Annotated in this window: 18 protein-coding genes; 8 read left to right on the top strand and 10 right to left on the bottom strand. The window is 48.4% G+C overall.

All coding sequences use genetic code 11. From position 1 onward, the window contains the following. Positions 1-21: 21 nt before the first annotated feature. Positions 22-693, bottom strand: a complete 672-nt coding sequence (locus tag OEY58_15065; GenBank protein ID MDH5326776.1) for a TetR/AcrR family transcriptional regulator — start codon at positions 691-693, stop codon at positions 22-24. 201 nt (positions 694-894) lie between these two features. On the opposite strand from OEY58_15065, the gene OEY58_15060 reads away from it, so the two are divergent. Together OEY58_15060 and OEY58_15055 are read left to right on the top strand one after the other, a co-directional pair. Next, positions 895-3,192: a PAS domain S-box protein gene (locus tag OEY58_15060; GenBank protein MDH5326775.1), complete on the top strand. Its 2,298-nt coding sequence runs from the start codon at positions 895-897 to the stop codon at positions 3,190-3,192. A gap of 310 nt (positions 3,193-3,502) precedes the next feature. Further along, the gene (locus OEY58_15055; protein MDH5326774.1) at positions 3,503-4,741 is read left to right on the top strand and encodes a response regulator; all 1,239 of its coding nucleotides are present in this window, start codon (positions 3,503-3,505) and stop codon (positions 4,739-4,741) included. 194 nt (positions 4,742-4,935) lie between these two features. Here the strand turns inward: OEY58_15055 and cysG are convergent, their stop codons facing one another. The 6 genes from cysG to ald all read right to left on the bottom strand — a co-directional run bounded on the left by cysG (position 4,936) and on the right by ald (position 12,216). After that, positions 4,936-6,327: a siroheme synthase CysG gene (gene cysG / locus OEY58_15050; GenBank protein MDH5326773.1), complete on the bottom strand. Its 1,392-nt coding sequence runs from the start codon at positions 6,325-6,327 to the stop codon at positions 4,936-4,938. Between the two features lie 30 nt (positions 6,328-6,357). Then, positions 6,358-7,629 carry a serine--tRNA ligase gene (serS, locus tag OEY58_15045; protein MDH5326772.1) on the bottom strand — a complete coding sequence of 424 codons (1,272 nt, stop codon included), beginning with the start codon at positions 7,627-7,629 and terminating at the stop codon, positions 6,358-6,360. Positions 7,630-7,677: 48 nt separating this feature from the next. Next, on the bottom strand, positions 7,678-8,049 hold the full coding sequence (gene crcB / locus OEY58_15040; GenBank protein MDH5326771.1) for a fluoride efflux transporter CrcB: 372 nt from the start codon (positions 8,047-8,049) through the stop codon (positions 7,678-7,680). A 48-nt stretch (positions 8,050-8,097) separates the two neighbouring features. Then, positions 8,098-8,781 (bottom strand): outer membrane lipoprotein chaperone LolA, encoded by a 684-nt coding sequence (gene lolA / locus OEY58_15035; protein MDH5326770.1) that lies wholly within the window; start codon positions 8,779-8,781, stop codon positions 8,098-8,100. Between the two features lie 22 nt (positions 8,782-8,803). Continuing rightward, the gene (locus OEY58_15030; GenBank protein MDH5326769.1) at positions 8,804-11,047 is read right to left on the bottom strand and encodes a DNA translocase FtsK 4TM domain-containing protein; all 2,244 of its coding nucleotides are present in this window, start codon (positions 11,045-11,047) and stop codon (positions 8,804-8,806) included. 104 nt (positions 11,048-11,151) lie between these two features. Continuing rightward, a complete protein-coding gene (ald, locus tag OEY58_15025) occupies positions 11,152-12,216 on the bottom strand; it encodes an alanine dehydrogenase (GenBank protein MDH5326768.1) in 1,065 nt (354 codons plus the stop codon). An 85-nt stretch (positions 12,217-12,301) separates the two neighbouring features. Here ald and trxB point away from each other — a divergent pair, with 85 nt between their 5' ends. The 6 genes from trxB (at position 12,302) to infA (ending at position 16,846) form a co-directional block, all read left to right on the top strand. Continuing rightward, entirely contained in the window at positions 12,302-13,249 is a 948-nt protein-coding gene (trxB, locus tag OEY58_15020; GenBank protein MDH5326767.1) for a thioredoxin-disulfide reductase, read from the top strand. Between the two features lie 75 nt (positions 13,250-13,324). Continuing rightward, complete coding sequence (locus OEY58_15015) at positions 13,325-14,476, top strand: GNAT family N-acetyltransferase (protein MDH5326766.1); 1,152 nt, start codon at positions 13,325-13,327, stop codon at positions 14,474-14,476. Next, positions 14,476-15,213, top strand: coding sequence for a leucyl/phenylalanyl-tRNA--protein transferase (aat, locus tag OEY58_15010; GenBank protein MDH5326765.1), 738 nt, complete (start codon positions 14,476-14,478; stop codon positions 15,211-15,213). Before OEY58_15015 ends, aat begins: the two co-directional genes overlap by 1 nt. Then, positions 15,206-15,913, top strand: a complete 708-nt coding sequence (locus OEY58_15005; GenBank protein ID MDH5326764.1) for an arginyltransferase — start codon at positions 15,206-15,208, stop codon at positions 15,911-15,913. Before aat ends, OEY58_15005 begins: the two co-directional genes overlap by 8 nt. Before the next feature lie 168 nt (positions 15,914-16,081). Next, positions 16,082-16,318: a hypothetical protein gene (locus OEY58_15000; protein ID MDH5326763.1), complete on the top strand. Its 237-nt coding sequence runs from the start codon at positions 16,082-16,084 to the stop codon at positions 16,316-16,318. Between the two features lie 309 nt (positions 16,319-16,627). Continuing rightward, entirely contained in the window at positions 16,628-16,846 is a 219-nt protein-coding gene (gene infA / locus OEY58_14995; protein ID MDH5326762.1) for a translation initiation factor IF-1, read from the top strand. 181 nt (positions 16,847-17,027) lie between these two features. Here the strand turns inward: infA and clpA are convergent, their stop codons facing one another. The 3 genes from clpA to icd form a co-directional block, all read right to left on the bottom strand. Continuing rightward, on the bottom strand, positions 17,028-19,289 hold the full coding sequence (gene clpA, locus OEY58_14990) for an ATP-dependent Clp protease ATP-binding subunit ClpA (protein ID MDH5326761.1): 2,262 nt from the start codon (positions 19,287-19,289) through the stop codon (positions 17,028-17,030). A gap of 64 nt (positions 19,290-19,353) precedes the next feature. Further along, entirely contained in the window at positions 19,354-19,683 is a 330-nt protein-coding gene (clpS, locus tag OEY58_14985; GenBank protein ID MDH5326760.1) for an ATP-dependent Clp protease adapter ClpS, read from the bottom strand. 264 nt (positions 19,684-19,947) lie between these two features. Further along, positions 19,948-21,204 (bottom strand): NADP-dependent isocitrate dehydrogenase, encoded by a 1,257-nt coding sequence (gene icd, locus OEY58_14980; GenBank protein MDH5326759.1) that lies wholly within the window; start codon positions 21,202-21,204, stop codon positions 19,948-19,950. Positions 21,205-21,359: the final 155 nt, after the last annotated feature.

Raw genomic sequence — 21,359 nt, 5'->3', positions numbered from 1 at the left:
TTCCATTTACTAACTTGTGGTTTAGTCCTTCTCCGGACCGCCATTGGGTTCAACACATCCCGGTGTTGATATCCACAACCGGCCGAACACAGTTGCTTCTACAGCATCTGCATAGGCATGCAGGTCCAAATTGGGATTGATCAATATTTGCCAATAAACCCCTTGCACTAAACTGAACAACACTTCCGCTACGGCACGGCTGTTGCACTGAGCATCCATGCATCCAGTCTCCTGCATCTGAGTTACGATGTTAATTATAGTTCCCACCAGTTGTTGTTCGTATTCCTCACAACCCATATGCGCCAGTTTGTCATCCGTGAGCATCTCCGTCATAAACATGGCATCGGCTCGTATGGCATTGCGCATGGTGGGATCGCCCGCTCGAAGTATGAACGCCCGCAATACTTTAGACATGACCGCTTGCGGGGACAGTGTCTCCTGTGAGCCTGCTTCCGTTGTACCGGCGTTGAATGCCGCCTGATTCAATTGTCTTCCCCATTCATTCAAGGCTCGAATCAAGACTTCCTTGTTTTCGAAATAGCTGTAAACCGCACCGGTACTAAGACCGGCTTCGCGGCAGATATCCCGCATGGTGGTCTTATGAAAGCCGTTCGCCGCAAAACAAACCAAGGCCGCCTTGAGAATCTGTTGTCGACGGGCCTCTTGATGCTGGTCAGAAACTTTGGGAGCCATTCTTTTTCACCTTTAATAAAGAACGAGTGTTCGTTTTAATTATGATCCAGCTCCCACCTGCTGTCAAGCCGCCGTTTTCTCACAACTGTATTTCCCACTACATCAACGCCTTACGACACCACAAATGTAAATCACCTTTTACAATGATTGCTAAATGATTGCCGCTATAAAGATATTCAGACACAAAAGCCCGATTTGCCTATGAAACACCCGAAGGTCCTAAATTCGTTTACACTCAACATCATAGCCGTGATCATTTTGACCACCGGACTTTCTGCCGCGGTTGTCCAGTTTGGTAACCATTTGAATGCACACTTAAAAAAAGTGGAGCAGTGGCATCGTGTTTACCAACAAATGCACACCACACTGAAGCATCTGGAAGATCACTTCAGCCATGGCAATAATTCTCAGCCGGGTTTTTTGCAATTCTTCGAACAATTGGAACAAGGCGATACTAGCGTAGTGGCTGCAGCTCAAAAACAATTGAACATTGTTTTTCGGGATGTGGAAACATTAAAAACCCTGGAGCACGATCATCACGAAACTCAAGAGCAACTTAAGGCTTTCCATACCGTCCTACAGCTATATGCCAAACGCCTGACTATCACAGCAACCAATTCCGCCATTGAACAAAAAACCTTCGGCAGCGGCCCCGGCATGATGGCCATCCACGCCCTGAACCGGCATTACAGCGAATCAGAGGATACGCAACACAATCAAATGTTGTTCGAAGAGTTGCGCAGCATGAGCGGAAGTATTTTTGCCCTGGTACCGATTGTGATCGCCATCGCCTTCATCATCCTGGTTGGTTTACGAAAACTCTTTTACACTCATAAACTATTGGATAACCAAAACCAATACACCACCGATTTATTGGAATCAGTGCCCAACCCCCTGTTCATTGTCAACACCGAAGGAAAAATTCTTCAAGCCAACTACCAAGCTACCCAATTATTTGCTTACCACAAAGATGAAATCATCGGGATGGAAATCGAATGTCTGATCCCGGAACGTTTTCGACAAAACCACGGCCAATGGCGACAAAACGCGTTTCATTCCGCTACCAACCGCTCCAAAAACGATCTGAAGGAATTTAGTGCTCTACTGAGTGACGGCACGGAAATTCCGGTTCACATCAGCCTCAGTTTCTCCAAGCATAACGGAATCACTACAGGCATTGTCAGTCTGCGGGATATCAGCCAATTAAAACAGGCTGAACAGGATCTGAAAAACCAGGCTGATATGTTAAACAAAGCTCAGCAACTTACCCACCTGGGCAGCTGGGTTCAAGACCTCAACAACAATACCGTCAGTTGGTCTGAAGAACTTCACCGCATTTTAGGAACCCATCCCGATACAACAGAACCCAGCATGCAAGCTTTTTATCAGCAGGTAGCGGATAGTGACAAAAACCGTGTTCAAAACGAGATTGGATCCGCTCTCGCTAACCGTTGCGGCTTCACCCTGGAACATTCCATCGTCCGGCCCAATGGCCGGGAAAGAATTGTCAAAATATCAGGACAAGTGTATGCCGATGTCAATGGACACGCTCAACGCCTGGTGGGTACCGTACGCGATATTACCGAGCGACGCCACACCGAAGAAAAACTCCGTATGGCAAAGGTCGTATTCGACAATAGCCAGGAAGCTATTACCGTTCTGGATGCGTATGGCAGTATCCTGGACAGTAACACGGCTTTCTGCAAACTCACCGGATATACTCGCAAGGAACTCATCAGCCATGTACCGCTGATGTTTAGCAGTAAAAACCACAATCAGGATTTTATTGAGCATTTATGGCCGACAATAACAGCTCACACCCAGTGGCAGGGGGAAATATGGAGTCGGCACAAAGACGGTGGCGCCAAGCCTTGTCAAACATCTGTATCCGCAGTACTCAATAGTAAAGGTGAGATTACCCACTATGCCATGATCATACTGGACATTTCTACCTTAAAGGAAAACCAGGAAAAACTGGAACAACTGGCTCACTTTGATCAATTAACAAACCTGGCCAACCGCTTTCTATTTCATGACCGTCTGCGCACCGCATTACAACGCGCTGACCGTAAACAGCTGTTGTTTGCTGTTTTGTACATCGATCTGGACGGTTTTAAGAAAGTAAACGACGACCTGGGCCATGCGGCGGGCGATGAAGTACTGATTGATATGGCACAGAAAATCCAGAATCAAGTTCGTTCGGATGATACGGTTGCACGCCTGGGCGGGGATGAATTTGCAGTAATCCTACATGAACTCGCATCGCTGTCAGAAATCAATTCCATTGTTGCCAGACTTTCCCAAAACCTGCATGCTCGCAAAGAATCCGGCACACAAGTGCTTGAGGTTACTGCCAGCATTGGTGTGGCCATCTACCCCGACGATGGCACCACTGGGGAAAGTCTGCTGCAACATGCCGACCAAGCCATGTACCATGCCAAAAAACTGGGTAAGAACACCCATTGTTTTTTCCACAGGGAGGAACGCAAGAGCAGCTAGGTTATCGGTTAGCCCCCCTTAACCAAATAATCGAACAGAAATCTCTCGCACTGGAACCGCTTCGACAACTCTATCCGGAAAAGCCCGGGCGGATTTTCGCCGTCGTACTGCCTGTGTCACATTCATCATCGTTTCCCGATAAAAATACCGGTTCAAACCTAAAAAGGAGACATTTCTGCAACATTAACCGGACCGTCATCGACCTGTTACAAAATATATAAAGAATTTACCATTAAACATAAAGTAAAACCCAAAGTAACCGAAAAAACATTAACGCACACACACTTTTACACGGACATAACTCATTCGTATGCGCGCTCTAAATATTCTTGTCATTGATGATGATCCTTTTCAGCACACCTACATCAAGTGTGCTTTACAAAATGTTCACCATTCACAAATAGCCGCCAACGGCCATGATGGCTTGGCCAAGGCTCAGGAATGTAACCCGGATATTATCTTGCTGGATCTGGAAATGCCCGGATTAAACGGTTATGAGGTTTGCGACCAACTCAAGCAAAACGATATAACCGCCCACATTCCTGTTGTATTTATGTCATCCCACGAATCTTTACGTATACGTATGCAAGCCTATGAAATGGGGGCAGACGACTACATGGTTAAACCCTTCAATACCGAAGATATGTTGGCCAAAATTACAGTTATCAACAAGTTTCGCAGCAAACAAGACAAATTACTGCAAGAAGCTGAACGTGCTCGCCGCGCCGCCATGGCAGCTATGTCTGGTAGTAGTGATATGGGAAAAGTAGCGCAATTTTCCATGGATATTATGGATATCAGAGGCTATGAAGAATTGGCTCGCAAACTCTTCTCTATCCTGAGTACGTTTGCCCTCAACAGTTCCGTAATGATGAAGACCGATGAGGGTCGACAATTTTTCAGCAGCCGTGGAACCGCCAGCCCGTTGGAATGTGAGCTTATTTCCAAATTACACGATGAGCGCCGTTTTATTGATTTTGGTTGTCGCACTCAAATCAACTTTCCACACATATCCCTGCTAATCAACAATATGCCCTTGGACAATATGGAACTGTATGGTCGTTACAAAGACTATTTTCCGTCCTTGCTGGCTGCTGCGGATGCCAAAATCAGCATGTTCAACTCCGAACATCAATTAGTTAAGCAATACGTATCCAGCATACAATCGTTTACGGAGATCCAAACCGGTCTAGCGGCATTGGCTAACACCATTAGAGAGGACCAACAACGCAGCGCCGGCACGCTGGGAGATATGCAAACCCGATTGGCGCAACTGCTACCCAGCGCTACCGACGCGAGCCGCTGTGACCGGATTTCACAATTGGTGGGAGACGCGGTGAATAACGCACTGAAATTCAGTTACTCGTCGAAGCAAAGCGGCAGTACCATAATCGATGATCTAAAACGCTTACAACAATTGACCGAAGAACAAATTCAACTGGTGGACAATATGCTGCATCGACAAAACCCCGACTCAAGCGACTGGAGCGAGAAAGGAAACAAAGATAAAGAAGACGAACCCTTCAATGCCGACATTGAATTGTTCTAACTGGGGAACCTTTGATTAATTCCTGGATAAGCATAGATGAAAAATAAACTGTTCAGTGCAAAGCGAAAAGCTTCCGCGTCGTGCTCAAGGCCCTTGCCTACATCCTGCAGGCAACGAAGCAATTGACAATTTAGTTCTTATAAATGCCATTCATGGCGTTTATCAGAGGTTCCCTGGGGTAGCTTAATACCACATCACTCTACTGGTTGGAACCAGGCCAGCTTCTCATGCAACGCCACAACCTCACCGATAATAATCAAGGTAGGCGGTTTGATATCTTGATCGACCATTTTTTTCACCATAGTCCCTACGGTTGCAACCAAAACCCGTTGGCGCTTGGTGGTAGCCTGTTGTACCAGGGCCATAGGTGTATCCGCGCTCAAGCCCTTTTCCACCAGTTTGTTACACAGATTAGGGAGGCCCAACAAGCCCATATACACCACCACCGTTTGGCCTGGTTGTGTCAACGCGGTCCAGTTTAGATCCATGCTGCCGTCTTTAAGGTGCCCGGTTACGAACATGACCGATTGAGCATAATCCCGGTGTGTTAAAGGAATACCGGCATATGAGGCGGCACCACTGGCTGCCGTTATGCCGGGCACCACCTGAAACGGAATTCCCTCGTCCATTAAGGTCTGTATTTCCTCACCGCCGCGACCAAAAATAAACGGATCGCCCCCTTTCAGACGCAATACCCGTTTACCTTTCTTGGCAATGCGTACCAACATTTGGTTTATATCCTCTTGAGGCAGGGTATGCTTGTCCCTTTCCTTACCCACATAGACCAGGTCAGCGTCTCGTCTTGCCAGATCCAGTATCTCCTCAGATACGAGGCGATCGTAAACGATAACCTCTGCCTGCTGTAACAAGCGCAAGGCTCGAAAGGTCAATAAATCGGGATCTCCCGGTCCGGCCCCCACCAAATACACTTCGCCAAAATCGGGCACAGTATGCTCACCCTCGTCTATGGCGGTATGCATAGCTTCACGAGCAGCCTCTTCTTTACCGGCAAACACAAGCTCCGAGATAGGTCCCTGTATGACGGTTTCCCAGAATCGCCGCCGCTTATCTCCGCCGGAAAACTGCTGCTTGACCTTATCCCGAAACTCTTCCATAAGCGAAGCCAGGCTGCCATATGCTGCAGGTAATATGGTTTCCAACCGCGAACGCAGCAATCGCGCCAGCACCGGTGAAGCGCCACCGGTTGACACGGCAACTTGAACCGGCGAACGATCAATAATTGACGGTACTACAAAAGTACACAGCTCCGGCTGATCCACTACATTTACCGGAATATTGTTTTGCCGGGCAATCTCGGAAACCCGCTTGTTGGTCGTTCTGTCATCGGTGGCCGCAATGACAACTGTACAGCGCTCAATATCGGTATCCTCAAAGGTTTTGGAATGATGCTTGATTTGGGCATCATCCAAACGGCGCTGCAGGCTTTCACACAATTTCGGTGCAATGACGGTAACATCTCCACCGGCTCTAACCAACAGCGCCACTTTTCTGGCTGCCACTTCTCCACCACCCACCACAACGCAAGGGCGCTGCTGTAAGCTGACAAACATGGGAAAATATTGCATGTTTTATTCCGTCCTACTCTAACCTAACCCTTAAAGAATTTCCCGGCCACCCATATAGGGCTGAAGTTTTTCCGGTATCCGAACTGTACCATCAGCTTGCTGGTAATTTTCCAACACAGCAACCAAGGTGCGCCCTACCGCCAGACCGGAACCGTTCAGGGTATGAACCAGTTGTGGTTTTTCACCTTCGGCAGCGCGGTAACGTGCTTTCATGCGGCGAGCCTGAAAATCTTCAAAATTACTGCAGGAGGAAATTTCCCGGTATGCCTGCTGACCCGGCAACCACACTTCCAAGTCATAAGTTTTAGCAGCAGAAAAACCAATATCACCACTGCACAAACTCATCACCCGATAAGGCAGTTGCAACAGTTGCAAAACCTTCTCTGCGTGTGAAGTCAGTTGCTCCAAAGCATCGTAGGAGTCTTCCGACCTAACGATTTGCACCAGTTCAACTTTGTCGAACTGATGTTGTCGAATCATGCCGCGGGTATCTTTACCATAGGAACCGGCTTCACTACGAAAACAAGGGGTGTGCGCTACAAACTTCAACGGTAGCTCCCTGCCTTCCTGGATTGTATCCCGTACAATATTGGTCACCGGCACCTCAGCCGTGGGAATCAAATAAAAATCCTGTTCATGATGCAGCTTAAACAAATCTTCCTCGAACTTGGGTAACTGCCCGGTCCCTTCCAGACTTTTGGCGTTGACAATATAAGGCGCATAGGTTTCCGTATAACCGTGCTCGCGGGTGTGTAGATCCAGCATAAACTGTGCTAAGGCCCGATGTAGCTGAGCCATGGAGCCGGTGAGTACATTAAAGCGACTGCCCGTAATCTTGGCTCCTAAGTCAAAACTCATATGACCGCTGGCTTCACCCAAATCCACATGGTCTTTCGGCTCAAAATCAAAGCGGGTGGGTTCTCCCCACGTACGTACCTCAACATTGTCTTTTTCGTCATTACCAACAGGTACAGAATGGTGAGGAATATTGGGTACGGCTTTAAATAAGTCTTCCAATTCCGCCTGGATTTGCTCTAACTCAGCTTCACCGGCCTTCAGTTGATCCCCCAGAGAGGAAACCTGCGCCATCTCAGCCGCAGCATCTTCTCCACGGGCCTTGGCTTTGCCGATTTCCTTAGACATGGTGGTACGCTGCCGGCGTTGATTCTCCGTCTCTACCTGTAAAGTTTTGCGCCGGCTTTCCAATTCAGAAATGCGTGCCGTGTCCAATATAAATCCGCGTACGGCAAGTTGCTGTGCCACTTGTTCCAATTCGGTTCTAATTAATTTAGGATCTAACATGTATTATGATTACCTTAATCTCTGTTTTACAGTCCTGTTCCAAACCGCTTATGCCGCTCGGCCCAACCAGATTCCAGCCCATGCCGCGGCGACACATACACCTACGTTAAGCAGCATATTCAATAAAGCCTGAAGCGCCCTTCCCTCTTCCAGTAATTGCACCGTTTCCAAAGAAAATGTAGAAAAAGTGGTAAAAGCCCCCAGCAAGCCCACCAGAAAAAAAGCCCGCCACTGCGGCCCCAGTTCCATGCGGCTGGTGAAATGAATGTACAAAAATCCCATTATCAGTGAGCCTGTCACATTCACAAACAAAGTACCGTAGGGAAACGAACGCCCTAACCAGTGATGCAAACCGCTGGAAGATAAAAACCGCAACAACGACCCCAAAGCTCCGCCGGCGGCTATTGCTAACCACTGCATCTCAGCGTCTCACAAAGTGGCCGGGCAATAGCGCATCGTCTCGGTGTCTCATTGGCCCAGAACGTCCTCGGCACCAATCACATCCACACCCAAAGGCGGCGTAAACTGGAATAGCGACGCATCCAAATTGGGATTACGTTTAATGTCACTGAAACGCATGACGGTAGCCTGTCCAAAGTTATCCAACAACTCCATCACCTCCAGGTTATCCTGATTAAACCCCAGAACGATATGTTGGTAATTGGATTCCTTATCTTTAGGTAACAAACGCAACCAAACCAGACCGGCAGGACGCCCCTGCAAATCGCGTATACGATCCACCGTGAATTGCTGCTTCAATTCCTGAGTTCCGCTCAACAGCACCGCCGGGGTGCTTCCCAATGCCAGATCCAGTTTTTTCACAATCACTTGATCCATGTCGACGTCATAGACCCAGAGCTTTTTACCATCGGCGATAATTTGTTGCTTATAGGGTTTGGTGTAATCCCAGCGAAATCGCCCCGGGCGCTGTAAATAAAACACACCGGCAGATTCCTCAATGGATGAAAAACCGGAGGCATCCACTCTTTGTACGAAAGTAGCTTGCAGGCTTTTTACTTGTTTATAGAATCGCGACAATCGCTCCATATCTGCAGATTCCGCTGTAACCGCAGCGCTTCCTGTCATTGCCGCAAAAACAAGAGAACCCACAAGCATCCGGCGTAAGCCGGTTTGAAAATATTGTTTAAACATTGAATACACCAATTAGAGGTTCTTAATCCAAACTGGGGGGTGGCGGTGCCAGCACTTCCCGAGTGCCATTGGCCTGGGTCGAGCTCACCACACCGGCGCGTTCCATTTCCTCTACCATTCGAGCGGCACGATTGTACCCTATTCGCAGGCGCCGCTGTACCGAGGAAATAGACGCTTTACGGGTTTCTGTGACAAAAGCCACTGCTTGATCGTACAATTCGTCCACTTGGTCCGGATCATCATAAACGGAAAAATCCCCGCCATCGCTGTTGGAGGGTCCTTCCAGAATATCTTCAATGTACTCGGGGGCTCCTTTAGAACGCACATCCTTCACCACCCGGTGTACTTCATGATCCGACACAAATGCACCATGAACGCGAGTTGGGATACCTGTACCGGGAGCCAGATATAGCATGTCCCCGTGTCCCAACAATTGTTCAGCCCCACCCTGATCCAATATGGTCCGCGAATCCACCTTGGCCGAAACCTGGAAAGCAATACGGGTAGGAATATTGGCTTTGATCAAACCGGTCAATACATCCACTGACGGTCGTTGGGTGGCCAAAATCAAATGCATACCGGCAGCACGGGCTTTTTGCGCTAGACGAGCAATTAACTCTTCCACCTTCTTGCCCACCACCATCATCAAATCGGCCAATTCATCCACCACAACCACCAGATAAGGCAAGGGCTCCAGATGTCGAACCTCATCGGGATCGCTGAGGACATCGGGTTTATAGGTGGGATCCACGATAGGCTCGCCCTGTTGAATCGCCTCACTCACCTTGGTGTTATACCCATTGAGGTTACGCACCCCCAATAAGGCCATCAGAGTATAACGCCGCTCCATTTCCGCCACACACCAACGCAGGGCATTGGCAGCTTGCTTCATGTCCGTAACGACCGGTGCCAATAAATGAGGAATGCCCTCATAAACGGACAGCTCCAGCATTTTCGGATCAATCATGATCATGCGAACCTCGTTAGGCGTGGAGTTGTACAACAAGCTCAACACCATAGCATTCAAACCCACGGACTTACCGGAACCGGTGGTCCCTGCTACCAGTAAGTGGGGCATTTTAGCCAGATCCACAATCACGGGATGACCGCTGATGTTCTTACCCAATGCGATACTCAGTGGAGAGCGGGCCTTATCAAACACTTTGGACTTCAGCACTTCACTGAGGCGTACGACTTCCCGCACTTCATTGGGTACCTCTAAACCAACGGTAGATTTACCGGGAATCACCTCGACCACACGAACGCTGATAGCCGACAAAGAACGCGCCAAATCCTTGGACAAGTTGCTGATTTGACTGACCTTTATACCTGGAGCCGGTTCCAGCTCAAAACTGGTCACCACCGGCCCCGGATGCACCGCAACCACCTGGACCTCAATATTGAAATCTTTGAGCTTAAGCTCCACTTGGCGGGATATGGCTTCCAAAGCGGCCTTAGCCATGTGGTTTTTGGGCGCGTCCGCGACATCCAACAGAGACAGTGACGGTAAATTGCTGTCGCTCTCAAACAACGGTATCTGCCGTTCCTTACCGGCGCGCTCGGATTCCTCGATGGGATCAGGCAAGGCTTCTATAAGCGGAGGTAAACGCTTAGTCCGGGCTTTTTTGACTTCCTTAACCACTTGTTCCCGTTCCATTTTGGCACGGCGGGTCGCCCAGTTTTCTTTAAAGTTGTACCACTGTTCCAGCAACCGATCCAACAAACCCAGTGTCATGGCCCCGGTTTTATCCATCAATACAATCCAGGACAAACTGGTAAATAAAGAGATACCGGTAAGAAACAGGGCAATTAACAACAAGGTACCGCCCATGAAATTGAACACTCCCACCAAACCTTGGGCCACCACGTCCCCCAGGATACCCCCGGAATCCAAAGGCAGGGTTACCTGGGTCTGAAAATGCAGGGTTGCCAAGCCGGTTCCGGCGCATAAAGTGAGCACAAATCCAATAAAACGCAAAGAGACCATGCGCAAATCAAAGTCCTGGTCCTCATTGCGTCCGGCAAATATGAGCCAACCGGTATATGCCACCATAATAGGAAACAAATAAGCCATATAGCCAAACAAATACAAAAACACATCGGCAAACCAGGCTCCGGCAGGCCCTCCCGCATTCGCCACCACCTCGGTGGTGTCACTATGGGACCAGCCGGGGTCGGTTTGGGTGTACGTTATCAGAGACGCACTCATGTACAGCGCTACGGCCCAAAATACGATCAAGGCGGCTTCTTTCAGTCCCCGGATCATGTGCCCGGCCAGCGGGGGAGATTTCTTCGTAACAGATGAAGGCAAATTAGAATCCCTGTTGTTGGTTTGCTGTTTGGACCATCAATAAAGCACTTGTGTTCTATCTATTTTACCAGCTTAAGCGCCGGATGCAGAATTTCACCGTCTTTTACATTAATTCCCGCAGACAACTCCGCATGATCGCGCCACTGCGGTCCACCCAGGGCACTGACATAGGGCAAAATGGCAGCCGACAAAGCCTGTGAGGCACTGCGGGGCACTGCTCCGGGCATATTCGTAACACCAAAGTGCACCACGTTTTCCCACAAAAAAGTGGGATTTTTATAGTTGGTGGGTTTGGTGGTCTCAATACAACCACCCTGGTCTACGGAAATGTCGATAATAACACTGCCGGCCTGCATAGACTTCACCATCTCCGCATCCACCAAATGCGGTGCACGTTCGCCTGTCACTAAAACGGCTCCAATGAGCAAATCCGCCTGCCGCACCGCCTCTTTTAAAGAGGCTTGATAAGGATACAGAGCCGTCACATTCGCCCCTAATCGGCGCATGGCTTCCAATTTGTCGCGATTTCGATCAAACACGGTGACATTGGCCCCCATACCCGCTGCTAACAGGGCTGCATTACCCCCGGCCACACCCGCGCCTAAAATCACCACCTGTCCCCGCGGAGCCGCCGGCAACCCCCCCAGGAGCAAACCCTTGCCCCCTTGAGGCCGGTGCAACAAAGTAGCACCCACTTGCACTGCGATGCGTCCTGCAATATCACTCATGGGGGCCAGCAAAGGCAGACGACCGTCTGCGGTTTCCACCGTTTCGAAAGCAATGGCGGTCAGGCCGATCGCCTGTAATTTTTCCATCAAGGGCAATTCCGCCGCCAGATGTAAATAGGAAAATAGAATGTGGTCACGTCGAAATAAAGACAATTCCTGGGCCTGGGGTTCTTTTACCTTGACAATGAGACGGGATTTTTCAAATAAGACTTGCGCATTTTCAACCACGCTCAAACCCACAGCCTCATAATCGTCATCACTATAACCGCTGTGCTTACCTGCCCCGCGTTGAATGAAAACCTCGTGTCCCTGTTTAACCAGTTCCCCCGCCGCCTCCGGAATTAAGGCCACACGACCTTCCAGAGTTTTTACTTCACTGGGAATACCAATTTGCATTTTGTCTCCTTTAGCGTAAGAATCACATCTCGTACAATTGTAGCTGAAGACCATCTTTTTCGTCTGATCTTTGAGGAAATGTTAAATGAGTGAAACCAAACACTGTCGCCTCTTGATACTGGGTTCCGGACCTGCCGGTTATACTGCGGCAGTCTACGCAGCGAGGGCCAATTTGAAACCGGTACTGATCACAGGGTTAGAACAAGGCGGACAGCTCACCACCACTACCGAAGTGGACAACTGGCCAGGCGACAATGCCGGAGTACAAGGCCCCGAACTCATGGAACGCATGCGCTTGCATGCCGAGCGCTTTAACACTGAGATTATTTTCGACCTGATCACCTCCTGTGATCTATCACAACGGCCTTTTTCACTCACAGGGGACAGCGGCCAATACACTTGCGATGCCCTAATTATAGCCACCGGCGCCTCAGCCATGTATTTGGGACTGGACAGTGAAGAGGCATTCAAAGGACGTGGGGTTTCCGGTTGCGCCACCTGTGATGGGTTTTTCTACCGCAATAAGCCGGTTGCCGTGATCGGTGGTGGTAACACGGCAGTGGAAGAAGCGTTGTATTTATCCAATATCGCATCACAAGTCACCGTCGTACACCGACGCGATCATTTTACTTCAGAGAAAATACTCATCGATCAGATCATGGAAAAAGCCAACAACGGCAACATCACGATTGAATGGAACCACACACTGGATGAAGTGCTGGGTGATGCCGGCGGTGTTACGGGAATGCGCATCAAAAACCAGCAGGGCCAAACCAAGGATATCGGCGTAGACGGTGTTTTTATCGCTATCGGCCACAAACCCAACACGGCCATCTTTGAAGGTCAGTTGGAGATGGAAAACGGTTATCTCAAGGTGAACAGTGGCCGCGAAGGTAATGCCACAGCCACCAGTATTCCCGGTATCTTCGCAGCCGGTGACGTTGCCGACCATATTTATCGGCAGGCAGTCACCTCGGCCGGAACCGGTTGCATGGCTGCTCTGGATGCTGAGCGTTACCTCGATAATCTTTAACAATCCAGCCGGACCTGCACAGCGGATCCGGCCGCTTAACTGAGCCTTGCAGATCGTGCATTCAATCCACGACGTATGAGCACCGAGATTCTCCATAGCATTAAAGACATTGATGCCCATCGTTGGGATCAAATGCTGGGAGACAACAACACGCCATTTATGCGTCACGCCTTTCTCCTGGCCCTGGAGAACCACAGTTGCGAACCCTTTGGCTGGTTCCCGCGTCACGTGATTCATAAGGACGAGGATCGCATACTCGCAGCCATGCCCATGTACGTCAAAAACAATTCCTATGGCGAATTCGTTTTTGACTGGTCCTGGGCCGATGCTTACGAACGCAGCGGCCTCGCCTATTACCCTAAATTGGTCAGTGCGGTACCTTACACACCTATCACCGGACCACGACTATTGATAGACCCGTCCGTACCACAGATCGAAGCCAAAAAAATTGTTAAGCAAATAATCAACGGCACACTGGAATATGCTCTATCGGAAAACATTTCTTCCCTGCACGTCTTATTTCCAGAAGCATCAATGGCACGGCAACTGGAATCCATAGGGCTTCTACCGCGCATCGCCTGCCAGTTCCATTGGCATAATCGTCAACCCCGGGTCTATGCGGACTTTGACGATTTCCTGCAACAACTCAGTTCACGCAAGCGCAAGAACATTGTGCGGGAACGTAAAACCGTGCAACAAACCCCATTGCAGCTTCGAATCAGCAACGGTGAACAAAGCACTGAAGAACAATGGCAGCAGTTCCACCGCCACTATAGCTCCACATTTTATCGTCTGGGTGGATACCCCACGCTGTCCCTGGAGTTTTTCCAGGAAATTGCGCAAACCCTTCCCCAGGAAACTTTATTGTTTCAGGCCTATGACGGTAATCGAATCATTGCCAGCGCGTTTTGTATGCGCGATCGGCAACATCTTTATGGACGCCACTGGGGTTGTGATGAAGCGTACAATAACCTGCATTTTGAACTTTGCTATTATCAGGGTATTGAGTACTGTATTAGAGAGCAACTGCTGCGATTTGAGCCCGGCGCCCAAGGGGAACACAAAATCAGTCGCGGATTTTTACCCACACTGACCCATTCTGCGCACTGGATCGCCCATCCGGAATTCCGACAGATCATCGCCGCCTTTCTGGAACGGGAACAAAAAGGTATCCGGCACTATCGCGACAGTCTCATCGCCCATTCTCCTTACAAACAGGCCAACTGATGCGAGGACAAGCCCCATTTTGGATCGACCCCAATGACTCTAGCTTCCGCTTTCCTCATGCCGAGCTGGCATTAAGTGAGCCGGATGGCTTGCTGGCTGTCGGTGGTTCATTGCACCCGCAACGTCTGCTGTCGGCTTATCCCAATGGTATTTTTCCCTGGTACAATAAAGATCAACCCATTCTATGGTGGTCCCCGGACCCCCGCGCCGTTTTATACCCGCAGCATCTCAAGGTTTCCAGAAGTCTGCGTAAAGTAATTAAAAAAGCAAAGTTTCATGTAACAGCTGACCGTGAATTTGAACAGGTCATGGTGCAATGTGCGCAACCTCGAGGAACGGAACCCGGCACTTGGATTACGCCGGAAATGCTGTACGCCTATTTGCAACTGCACCAAATGGGTTATGCCCACTCAATCGAATGTTGGCACGAAGAAAAATTAGTCGGTGGATTATACGGTATTGCCATTGGCAAGGTTTTTTTCGGGGAATCCATGTTCAGCCGCATGGACAATGCCTCCAAAGTGGCTCTGTATCATTTAACTCAATACTTGATCGACAGAGATTTTCAACTCATCGATTGCCAGGTCAGTTCCCCTCACCTCATGAGCCTGGGGTCTGAACTCATACCGAGACAGCAATTTCTGCAACATCTGGATCAGTTTTGTAGCGCCCCTACCCATGCGCGGACCTGGCAGGCCGATCTATTGGATTGTAACCTCGACGACAACCATGGTTAATCTGTTAAACCTGTATCAAAGTGACATACACCCCTGCAGCTATCTGGCAGATCGTGATGCGATCACTGTTTTTACCGATCCGAATGTACCCATGAACACCAAATTGTACGAGCATTTGTTAACCTTGGGTTTTCGCCGTAGCGGCAATTATATCTACACACCCAAATGCCCGTCTTGTAGCGATTGTATCTCAGTACGTGTGCCGGCAGCAGCATTTTGCTTTAGCCGCAACCACAAACGCACTTTAAGTAAAAATTCGGATCTGCATATCATTCGCACACCGGCCCGGTTCAATCAAGAACAGTTTGAACTCTATTGTGAATACGTCAGTGCTCGCCACGAAGGCGGTGGAATGGAAAACCCTTCGGAACAGGAATATGAGAATTTCTTAAGCAGCCGATGGTGTAACACCGGATTTTACGAGTTCAGGCAAGATAGGCAACTATTGGCCGTTGCTGTGGTGGATGAACTGGAACAATCCCTTTCCGCTGTGTATACCTTTTTCAAACCGCAACAGCAGCAACGCAGTCTGGGACATTTAGCTATTTTGCACATAATCAAAATGGCGCAACAACTGAATAAACCTTGGGTATATTTAGGCTATTACATTTCTGATTGCGACAAAATGCGCTACAAAAGCCGTTATCAACCTTTACAGGGCTACCAGGATGGCCGCTGGGGAACACTACTGAGAAATTAATCCGACCTTACGTAATTATACGTAAACCATTGAATTCACAATCTGTTTTCTAATGTAAAACTTTTGTACCGCTCCCGCCCCTCTATTAAGAAAAAACTACCCCAGACGATACAAAGCTTAGAGCACCGCCATCACAGCGGCGCAATAACGCAAGGGGTAATAATAACTATGTTGAGCACTATATATTCGGTAGCGAAAGAGTTCGAAGCGGAACACGGTTATAGCCCTAACTTGGTATATATGAACTATGCGCATCTGGAATGCCTCAAACAACAGCTTGAGGACCCGCGTGACTTCAATGCCATATTAGTATTTCTGGGAATGGAATTGATCCTGGAGCCTAACATCAACTCACCCTATGTGGGTTGGGCCCATGCACCGTGGAAAGAAGCCGTTTACGTATAACCCCCCAGTTGTAACAACCTTTGGCTTTTGCCAGAAACTAGACTCTCCGGCAAAAGCCTCTCTCGGCTCTCGACAATCCCTGCTTTACCTATCCTTGGGCTCTTACCTCTGCAATACTTTGTGCAATCGCCTCCGACTTGTACCAGGCACTTCGTCCCCGGCAAAATATTTGAATTTTTCTCTGGTATTTAAACAATAAGTAGCTATACTGTCTGCGTTTTGGCGTATCAGGCGGATTTGTAAAGGATTTGCCTGCATTCTATCCATACTAATTGTATGGGAAATCAAACAGGTTTACACTTATCATTTATGGCAAAAGAAGAGCACATTGAAATGGAAGGCAAGGTGGTTGAAACCCTGCCCAATACCATGTTTAGAGTGGAACTGGAAAACGGCCATGTGGTTACAGCCCATATTTCCGGTAAAATGCGAAAAAACTACATTCGCATCCTCACTGGAGACAGCGTTAAAGTTCAGCTGACCCCCTACGACCTCAGTAAAGGCCGTATCGTATTCCGAGTGCGTTAATCCCTCTCAAAGCATTTCAAGACGTTTTACATCGAATCCAAAGAAGTTTGATGCTTTACGGTAGACGGATGGTAATCCGACAAGCAATCTTGTGTGGATTCCACTCTGATTTTGCTAGACATAAAAATGCCCGAGAGCGGCAACTCTCGGGCACAGTTTTTATCACTTGTATGCGGAGTGCTTAGTTGACGGTAACCAATTGTTCTATCCTGAAAACCAATTGATTATCCTCGACGGTCACTTCGCAGTCACCACCGTTAACCAATCGACCAAACAACAACTCTTCCGCCAGCGGTTTCTTAATGTTTTCTTTGATCACTCTGGCCATGGGACGCGCACCCATTTTTTCGTCATAGCCATGTTCTGCCAACCACAGCCGGGCTTCGTCATCCACATGTAAGGTAACCTTCTTCTCTGCCAATTGAGTTTCCAGCTCATACAGGAACTTGTCCACAACATGACAGATAGTGGAGCTGTCCAAGGATTTAAACTGAACAATGGCATCAAGACGGTTACGAAATTCCGGCGAAAACGTCTTTTTAATCACCTCGGAACCATCGGTGGTGTGATCCTGATGCATAAAACCAATGGATGGCCGCGCAATCTGCTCGGCACCGGCATTGGTGGTCATCACCAGAACCGTATTGCGAAAATCCGCTTTTCGTCCATTGGTATCCGTCAACGTACCATGGTCCATGACTTGTAACAGCAGATTGAAAACGTCCGGATGGGCCTTCTCAATTTCATCCAGCAACACTACAGCATGAGGGTGCTTGTTGATCTCTTCGGTCAATAAACCGCCTTGATCGTAACCCACATAACCGGGAGGTGCACCGATCAAGCGGGAAACCGTATGGCGCTCCATGTATTCGGACATATCAAAACGAATCAATTCTATACCCAGAATCTTGGCCAATTGCCGGGTCACTTCGGTTTTTCCAACACCGGTAGGACCGGCAAACAAAAAGGAACCAATGGGTTTTTGCTCTGTACCCAAACCGGCTCGAGACATTTTAATGGCTGTCGCCAGATTAGTGATGGCATCATCTTGACCATACACTACCAATTTCAAATCCCGCTCCAAGTTACGTAGACCTTCCTTATCGCTGCTGGATACCTGCTTAGGAGGAATACGGGCTATCTTGGCTACGACGGACTCAATATCCTTACAACCAATCGTTTTCTTGCGCTTGGACGGCGGCAGCAAACGTTGAGTGGCACCGGCTTCGTCTATAACATCAATGGCCTTATCCGGCAAATGGCGCTCGTTGATATAGCGGTCTGACAATTCCACCGCTGATTTCAACGCCTGTCGGGTAAATTTAATGTCATGGTATTCTTCAAAGCGGGATTTCAAACCTTCCAGAATTTGTATTGCTTCCGGTACAGTGGGCTCAGGAACGTCGATTTTCTGGAAGCGCCGTGCTAAAGCCCGATCTTTTTCGAAAATACCACGATATTCCTGATAGGTGGTGGAACCGATACACTTCAGATCCCCCGACGCCAATACCGGTTTGATCAAATTGGAAGCATCCATCGCACCACCGGATGCGGCCCCGGCACCAATGATGGTGTGAATCTCATCGATGAACAAAATAGCACCCGGTTGTTTACGCAATTGGGACAACACGGATTTCAGACGCTTTTCAAAATCACCGCGATATTTCGTTCCGGCCAACAGGGCTCCCAAATCCAGGGAATACACCACACCGTTAGACAACACCGGCGGTACTTCACCATCCACGATTTGCTTGGCCAAACCTTCGGCTAAAGCGGTTTTACCCACGCCGGCTTCCCCCACAAACAAGGGATTGTTTTTACGACGACGACAGAGCACCTGTAAAGTACGTTCTATTTCCTGTTTACGACCAATTAAGGGATCGATCTTCCCTTCCATTGCCAGACGATTCAAATTGATAGCAAAACTTTCCAGAGGTGATTTGGAGGTATTCTCCGCATCGGATTCCTCTTCCTGGGTCGGTGCCACCGGATCACTTTCGTGATCGTCTTCAATTTTAGAAATTCCGTGAGCGATGTAATTGACCACATCGAGACGGGCCACACTTTGTTTGCTCAACAAATAAACAGCTTGTGATTCTTGTTCACTGAAAATGGCCACCAAAACATTGGCGCCTGTCACTTCCTTGTTGCCGGACGACTGTACCTGAAACACCGCACGTTGTAAGACCCGCTGAAACCCAAGGGTGGGTTCAATTTCCCTTTCATCCTCTTCCGGTAATATAGGAGTGGTTTCATCAAGAAACCGGGTGATTTCATCGTGCAGCACATCGATATCCGCACCGCAGGCACGTAAAGCGTTACTGCTGGTGGGATTATCCAATAAGGCTAACAATAAGTGCTCAACGGTCATGAATTCATGCCGTTTGTCACGTGCTTGTTTAAACGCACGATTGAGTGTGAGCTCCAGTTCCTCGCTTAACATAACCTACCTCTTACTTTCACTGTCTTTTAGACGTTCTAGTACAAGGAGTGTGCCATGAAATCACCTAAACCGTTTCCATGGTGCATAAAAGTGGATGTTTGTTACTTCTGGAGTACTCATTCACTTGTGCCACCTTAGTTTCAGCGATTTCCTTTACATAAACTCCACACAATCCCTTACCCTGAGTGTGTACATGCAACATAATCCGGGTGGCTTTGTCACGATCCATCCGGAAAAACTTCTCCAATACATGAACAACAAACTCCATGGGAGTAAAATCGTCATTTAGCAGCAAAACTTGATACATGGGTGGCGGTTTTAACTTGGGACGCGCCTCCTGTACGACTAAGCCGTCGTCCCCAAGAGTTTCCTCACCGGAATGAACGGGTATCAGTTTAGTCAAGATAAACTCCATAACATCATAATTTTTACCGAACTCTTTGTATAAAAAATATGATACTGAAACCACCATTTCAAGCCGGTAAAAAACTGCTTGAATAAGTTCACAGTTTTATACAAAGTTTAAACTATTAATCATTTATAAAACTAATCACCATTTTACAATGTCAGAATTTACAATTTTGACACTACTCGCCGTTTAAGATTTGACTCTTTGACGAGAATCCGACAACTCATAAGGTCATTGGTGAACTGCCCCCTACATATTATCAATAATCGCCTTGGCAAATCCTGAGCAACTCACCAGGGTAGCACCGCTCATTAAACGCTCAAGATCATATGTCACTGTTTTGGCGGATATGGCGCCTGACAAACCTTTGACAATCAAATCGGCCGCTTCTATCCACCCCAGGTGTCGCAACATCATTTCTGCTGATAAAATGACCGAACCGGGATTGACCTTATCCTGACCGGCGTACTTGGGAGCCGTGCCATGAGTGGCTTCGAACATGGCTACCGTATCAGACAGATTAGCACCGGGAGCAATGCCAATGCCACCTACTTGGGCTGCCAAGGCATCCGAAATATAGTCGCCGTTCAAATTCAAGGTAGCGACCACACTGTACTCGTCTGGACGTAATAAAATCTGCTGTAAAAACGCATCCGCGATAACATCCTTGATCACAATTTCATTGCCCGTTTTCGGATTTTTAAAACGACACCAAGGACCACCATCAATCTCTACCGCATTAAACTCTTTCTTCGCCAATTCATAACCGTAATTCTTAAATGCCCCTTCGGTAAACTTCATAATGTTACCTTTGTGCACCAAAGTGACGGAGGAACGATCATTGTCTATGGCATATTGAATGGCTTTACGAACCAGACGTTCCGTGCCCTCGCGCGAGACGGGCTTGATTCCGATACCGGAAGTCTCGGGAAAACGTATCTTGTCCACACCCATTTCATCCTGCAGAAACTGAATAACCCTTTGCACCTCAGGAGTACCGGCCGCCCACTCAATACCTGCATAAATGTCTTCTGAGTTCTCACGAAATATAACCATGTCGGTCTTTTCCGGCTCTTTAACGGGGGTAGGGGTACCGTCATAATAACGCACCGGTCGAAGACACACATACAAGTCTAAAAGTTGACGCAGCGCCACGTTTAAAGACCGCATACCGCCACCTACCGGAGTGGTCAGAGGGCCTTTAATGGATACGGCATAATCCTTAACAGCTTCCAGCGTTTCTTCGGGCAACCAGGTATCGCCGCCATAAGTCTTCACTGCTTTTTCGCCGGCATACACTTCCATCCAAGCGATAGCACGTTCGCTACCATAGGCCTTCTCAACAGCAGCATCCACAACCGTACGCATCGCCGGAGTCACATCCACACCGATACCGTCACCCTCAATAAAAGGAATAATGGGACGGGCGGGAACACTTAAAGAATGATCCGCGTTAACGCTTATTTTTTCACCATCGGTAGGGATTTTGATTTTATCGAAGGCCATGTGAACTCCAACTGGTTGATAATAATTATTTCAGGAGGATGTATATTAGCATTTTATTGAATAGACGGGTATGGGGGAGTGTAATTTATTGTTTTTATTTTATTTTATCATGATCGGGCCGAGTTCTTTTGCCTCTAAAACCAGACCTCAACATG

Source organism: Gammaproteobacteria bacterium (genome assembly GCA_029882975.1).
Lineage (GTDB): Bacteria > Pseudomonadota > Gammaproteobacteria > SZUA-152 > SZUA-152 > JAJDNG01.
The sequence above is the reverse complement of the archived record's forward strand: the minus strand, read 5'-3'. Positions and strand labels throughout refer to the sequence as shown.

What these genes read in the sequence shown, in the direction of transcription:
- OEY58_15065 (MDH5326776.1), bottom strand. Translation starts at nt 693, where the DNA reads ATGGCTCCCAAAGTTTCTGACCAGCATCAAGAGGCCCGTCGACAACAG.
- OEY58_15060 (MDH5326775.1), top strand. Translation starts at nt 895, where the DNA reads ATGAAACACCCGAAGGTCCTAAATTCGTTTACACTCAACATCATAGCC.
- OEY58_15055 (MDH5326774.1), top strand. Translation starts at nt 3,503, where the DNA reads ATGCGCGCTCTAAATATTCTTGTCATTGATGATGATCCTTTTCAGCAC.
- cysG (MDH5326773.1), bottom strand. Translation starts at nt 6,327, where the DNA reads ATGCAATATTTTCCCATGTTTGTCAGCTTACAGCAGCGCCCTTGCGTT.
- serS (MDH5326772.1), bottom strand. Translation starts at nt 7,629, where the DNA reads ATGTTAGATCCTAAATTAATTAGAACCGAATTGGAACAAGTGGCACAG.
- crcB (MDH5326771.1), bottom strand. Translation starts at nt 8,049, where the DNA reads ATGCAGTGGTTAGCAATAGCCGCCGGCGGAGCTTTGGGGTCGTTGTTG.
- lolA (MDH5326770.1), bottom strand. Translation starts at nt 8,781, where the DNA reads ATGTTTAAACAATATTTTCAAACCGGCTTACGCCGGATGCTTGTGGGT.
- OEY58_15030 (MDH5326769.1), bottom strand. Translation starts at nt 11,047, where the DNA reads ATGATCCGGGGACTGAAAGAAGCCGCCTTGATCGTATTTTGGGCCGTA.
- ald (MDH5326768.1), bottom strand. Translation starts at nt 12,216, where the DNA reads ATGCAAATTGGTATTCCCAGTGAAGTAAAAACTCTGGAAGGTCGTGTG.
- trxB (MDH5326767.1), top strand. Translation starts at nt 12,302, where the DNA reads ATGAGTGAAACCAAACACTGTCGCCTCTTGATACTGGGTTCCGGACCT.
- OEY58_15015 (MDH5326766.1), top strand. Translation starts at nt 13,325, where the DNA reads ATGAGCACCGAGATTCTCCATAGCATTAAAGACATTGATGCCCATCGT.
- aat (MDH5326765.1), top strand. Translation starts at nt 14,476, where the DNA reads ATGCGAGGACAAGCCCCATTTTGGATCGACCCCAATGACTCTAGCTTC.
- OEY58_15005 (MDH5326764.1), top strand. Translation starts at nt 15,206, where the DNA reads ATGGTTAATCTGTTAAACCTGTATCAAAGTGACATACACCCCTGCAGC.
- OEY58_15000 (MDH5326763.1), top strand. Translation starts at nt 16,082, where the DNA reads ATGTTGAGCACTATATATTCGGTAGCGAAAGAGTTCGAAGCGGAACAC.
- infA (MDH5326762.1), top strand. Translation starts at nt 16,628, where the DNA reads ATGGCAAAAGAAGAGCACATTGAAATGGAAGGCAAGGTGGTTGAAACC.
- clpA (MDH5326761.1), bottom strand. Translation starts at nt 19,289, where the DNA reads ATGTTAAGCGAGGAACTGGAGCTCACACTCAATCGTGCGTTTAAACAA.
- icd (MDH5326759.1), bottom strand. Translation starts at nt 21,204, where the DNA reads ATGGCCTTCGATAAAATCAAAATCCCTACCGATGGTGAAAAAATAAGC.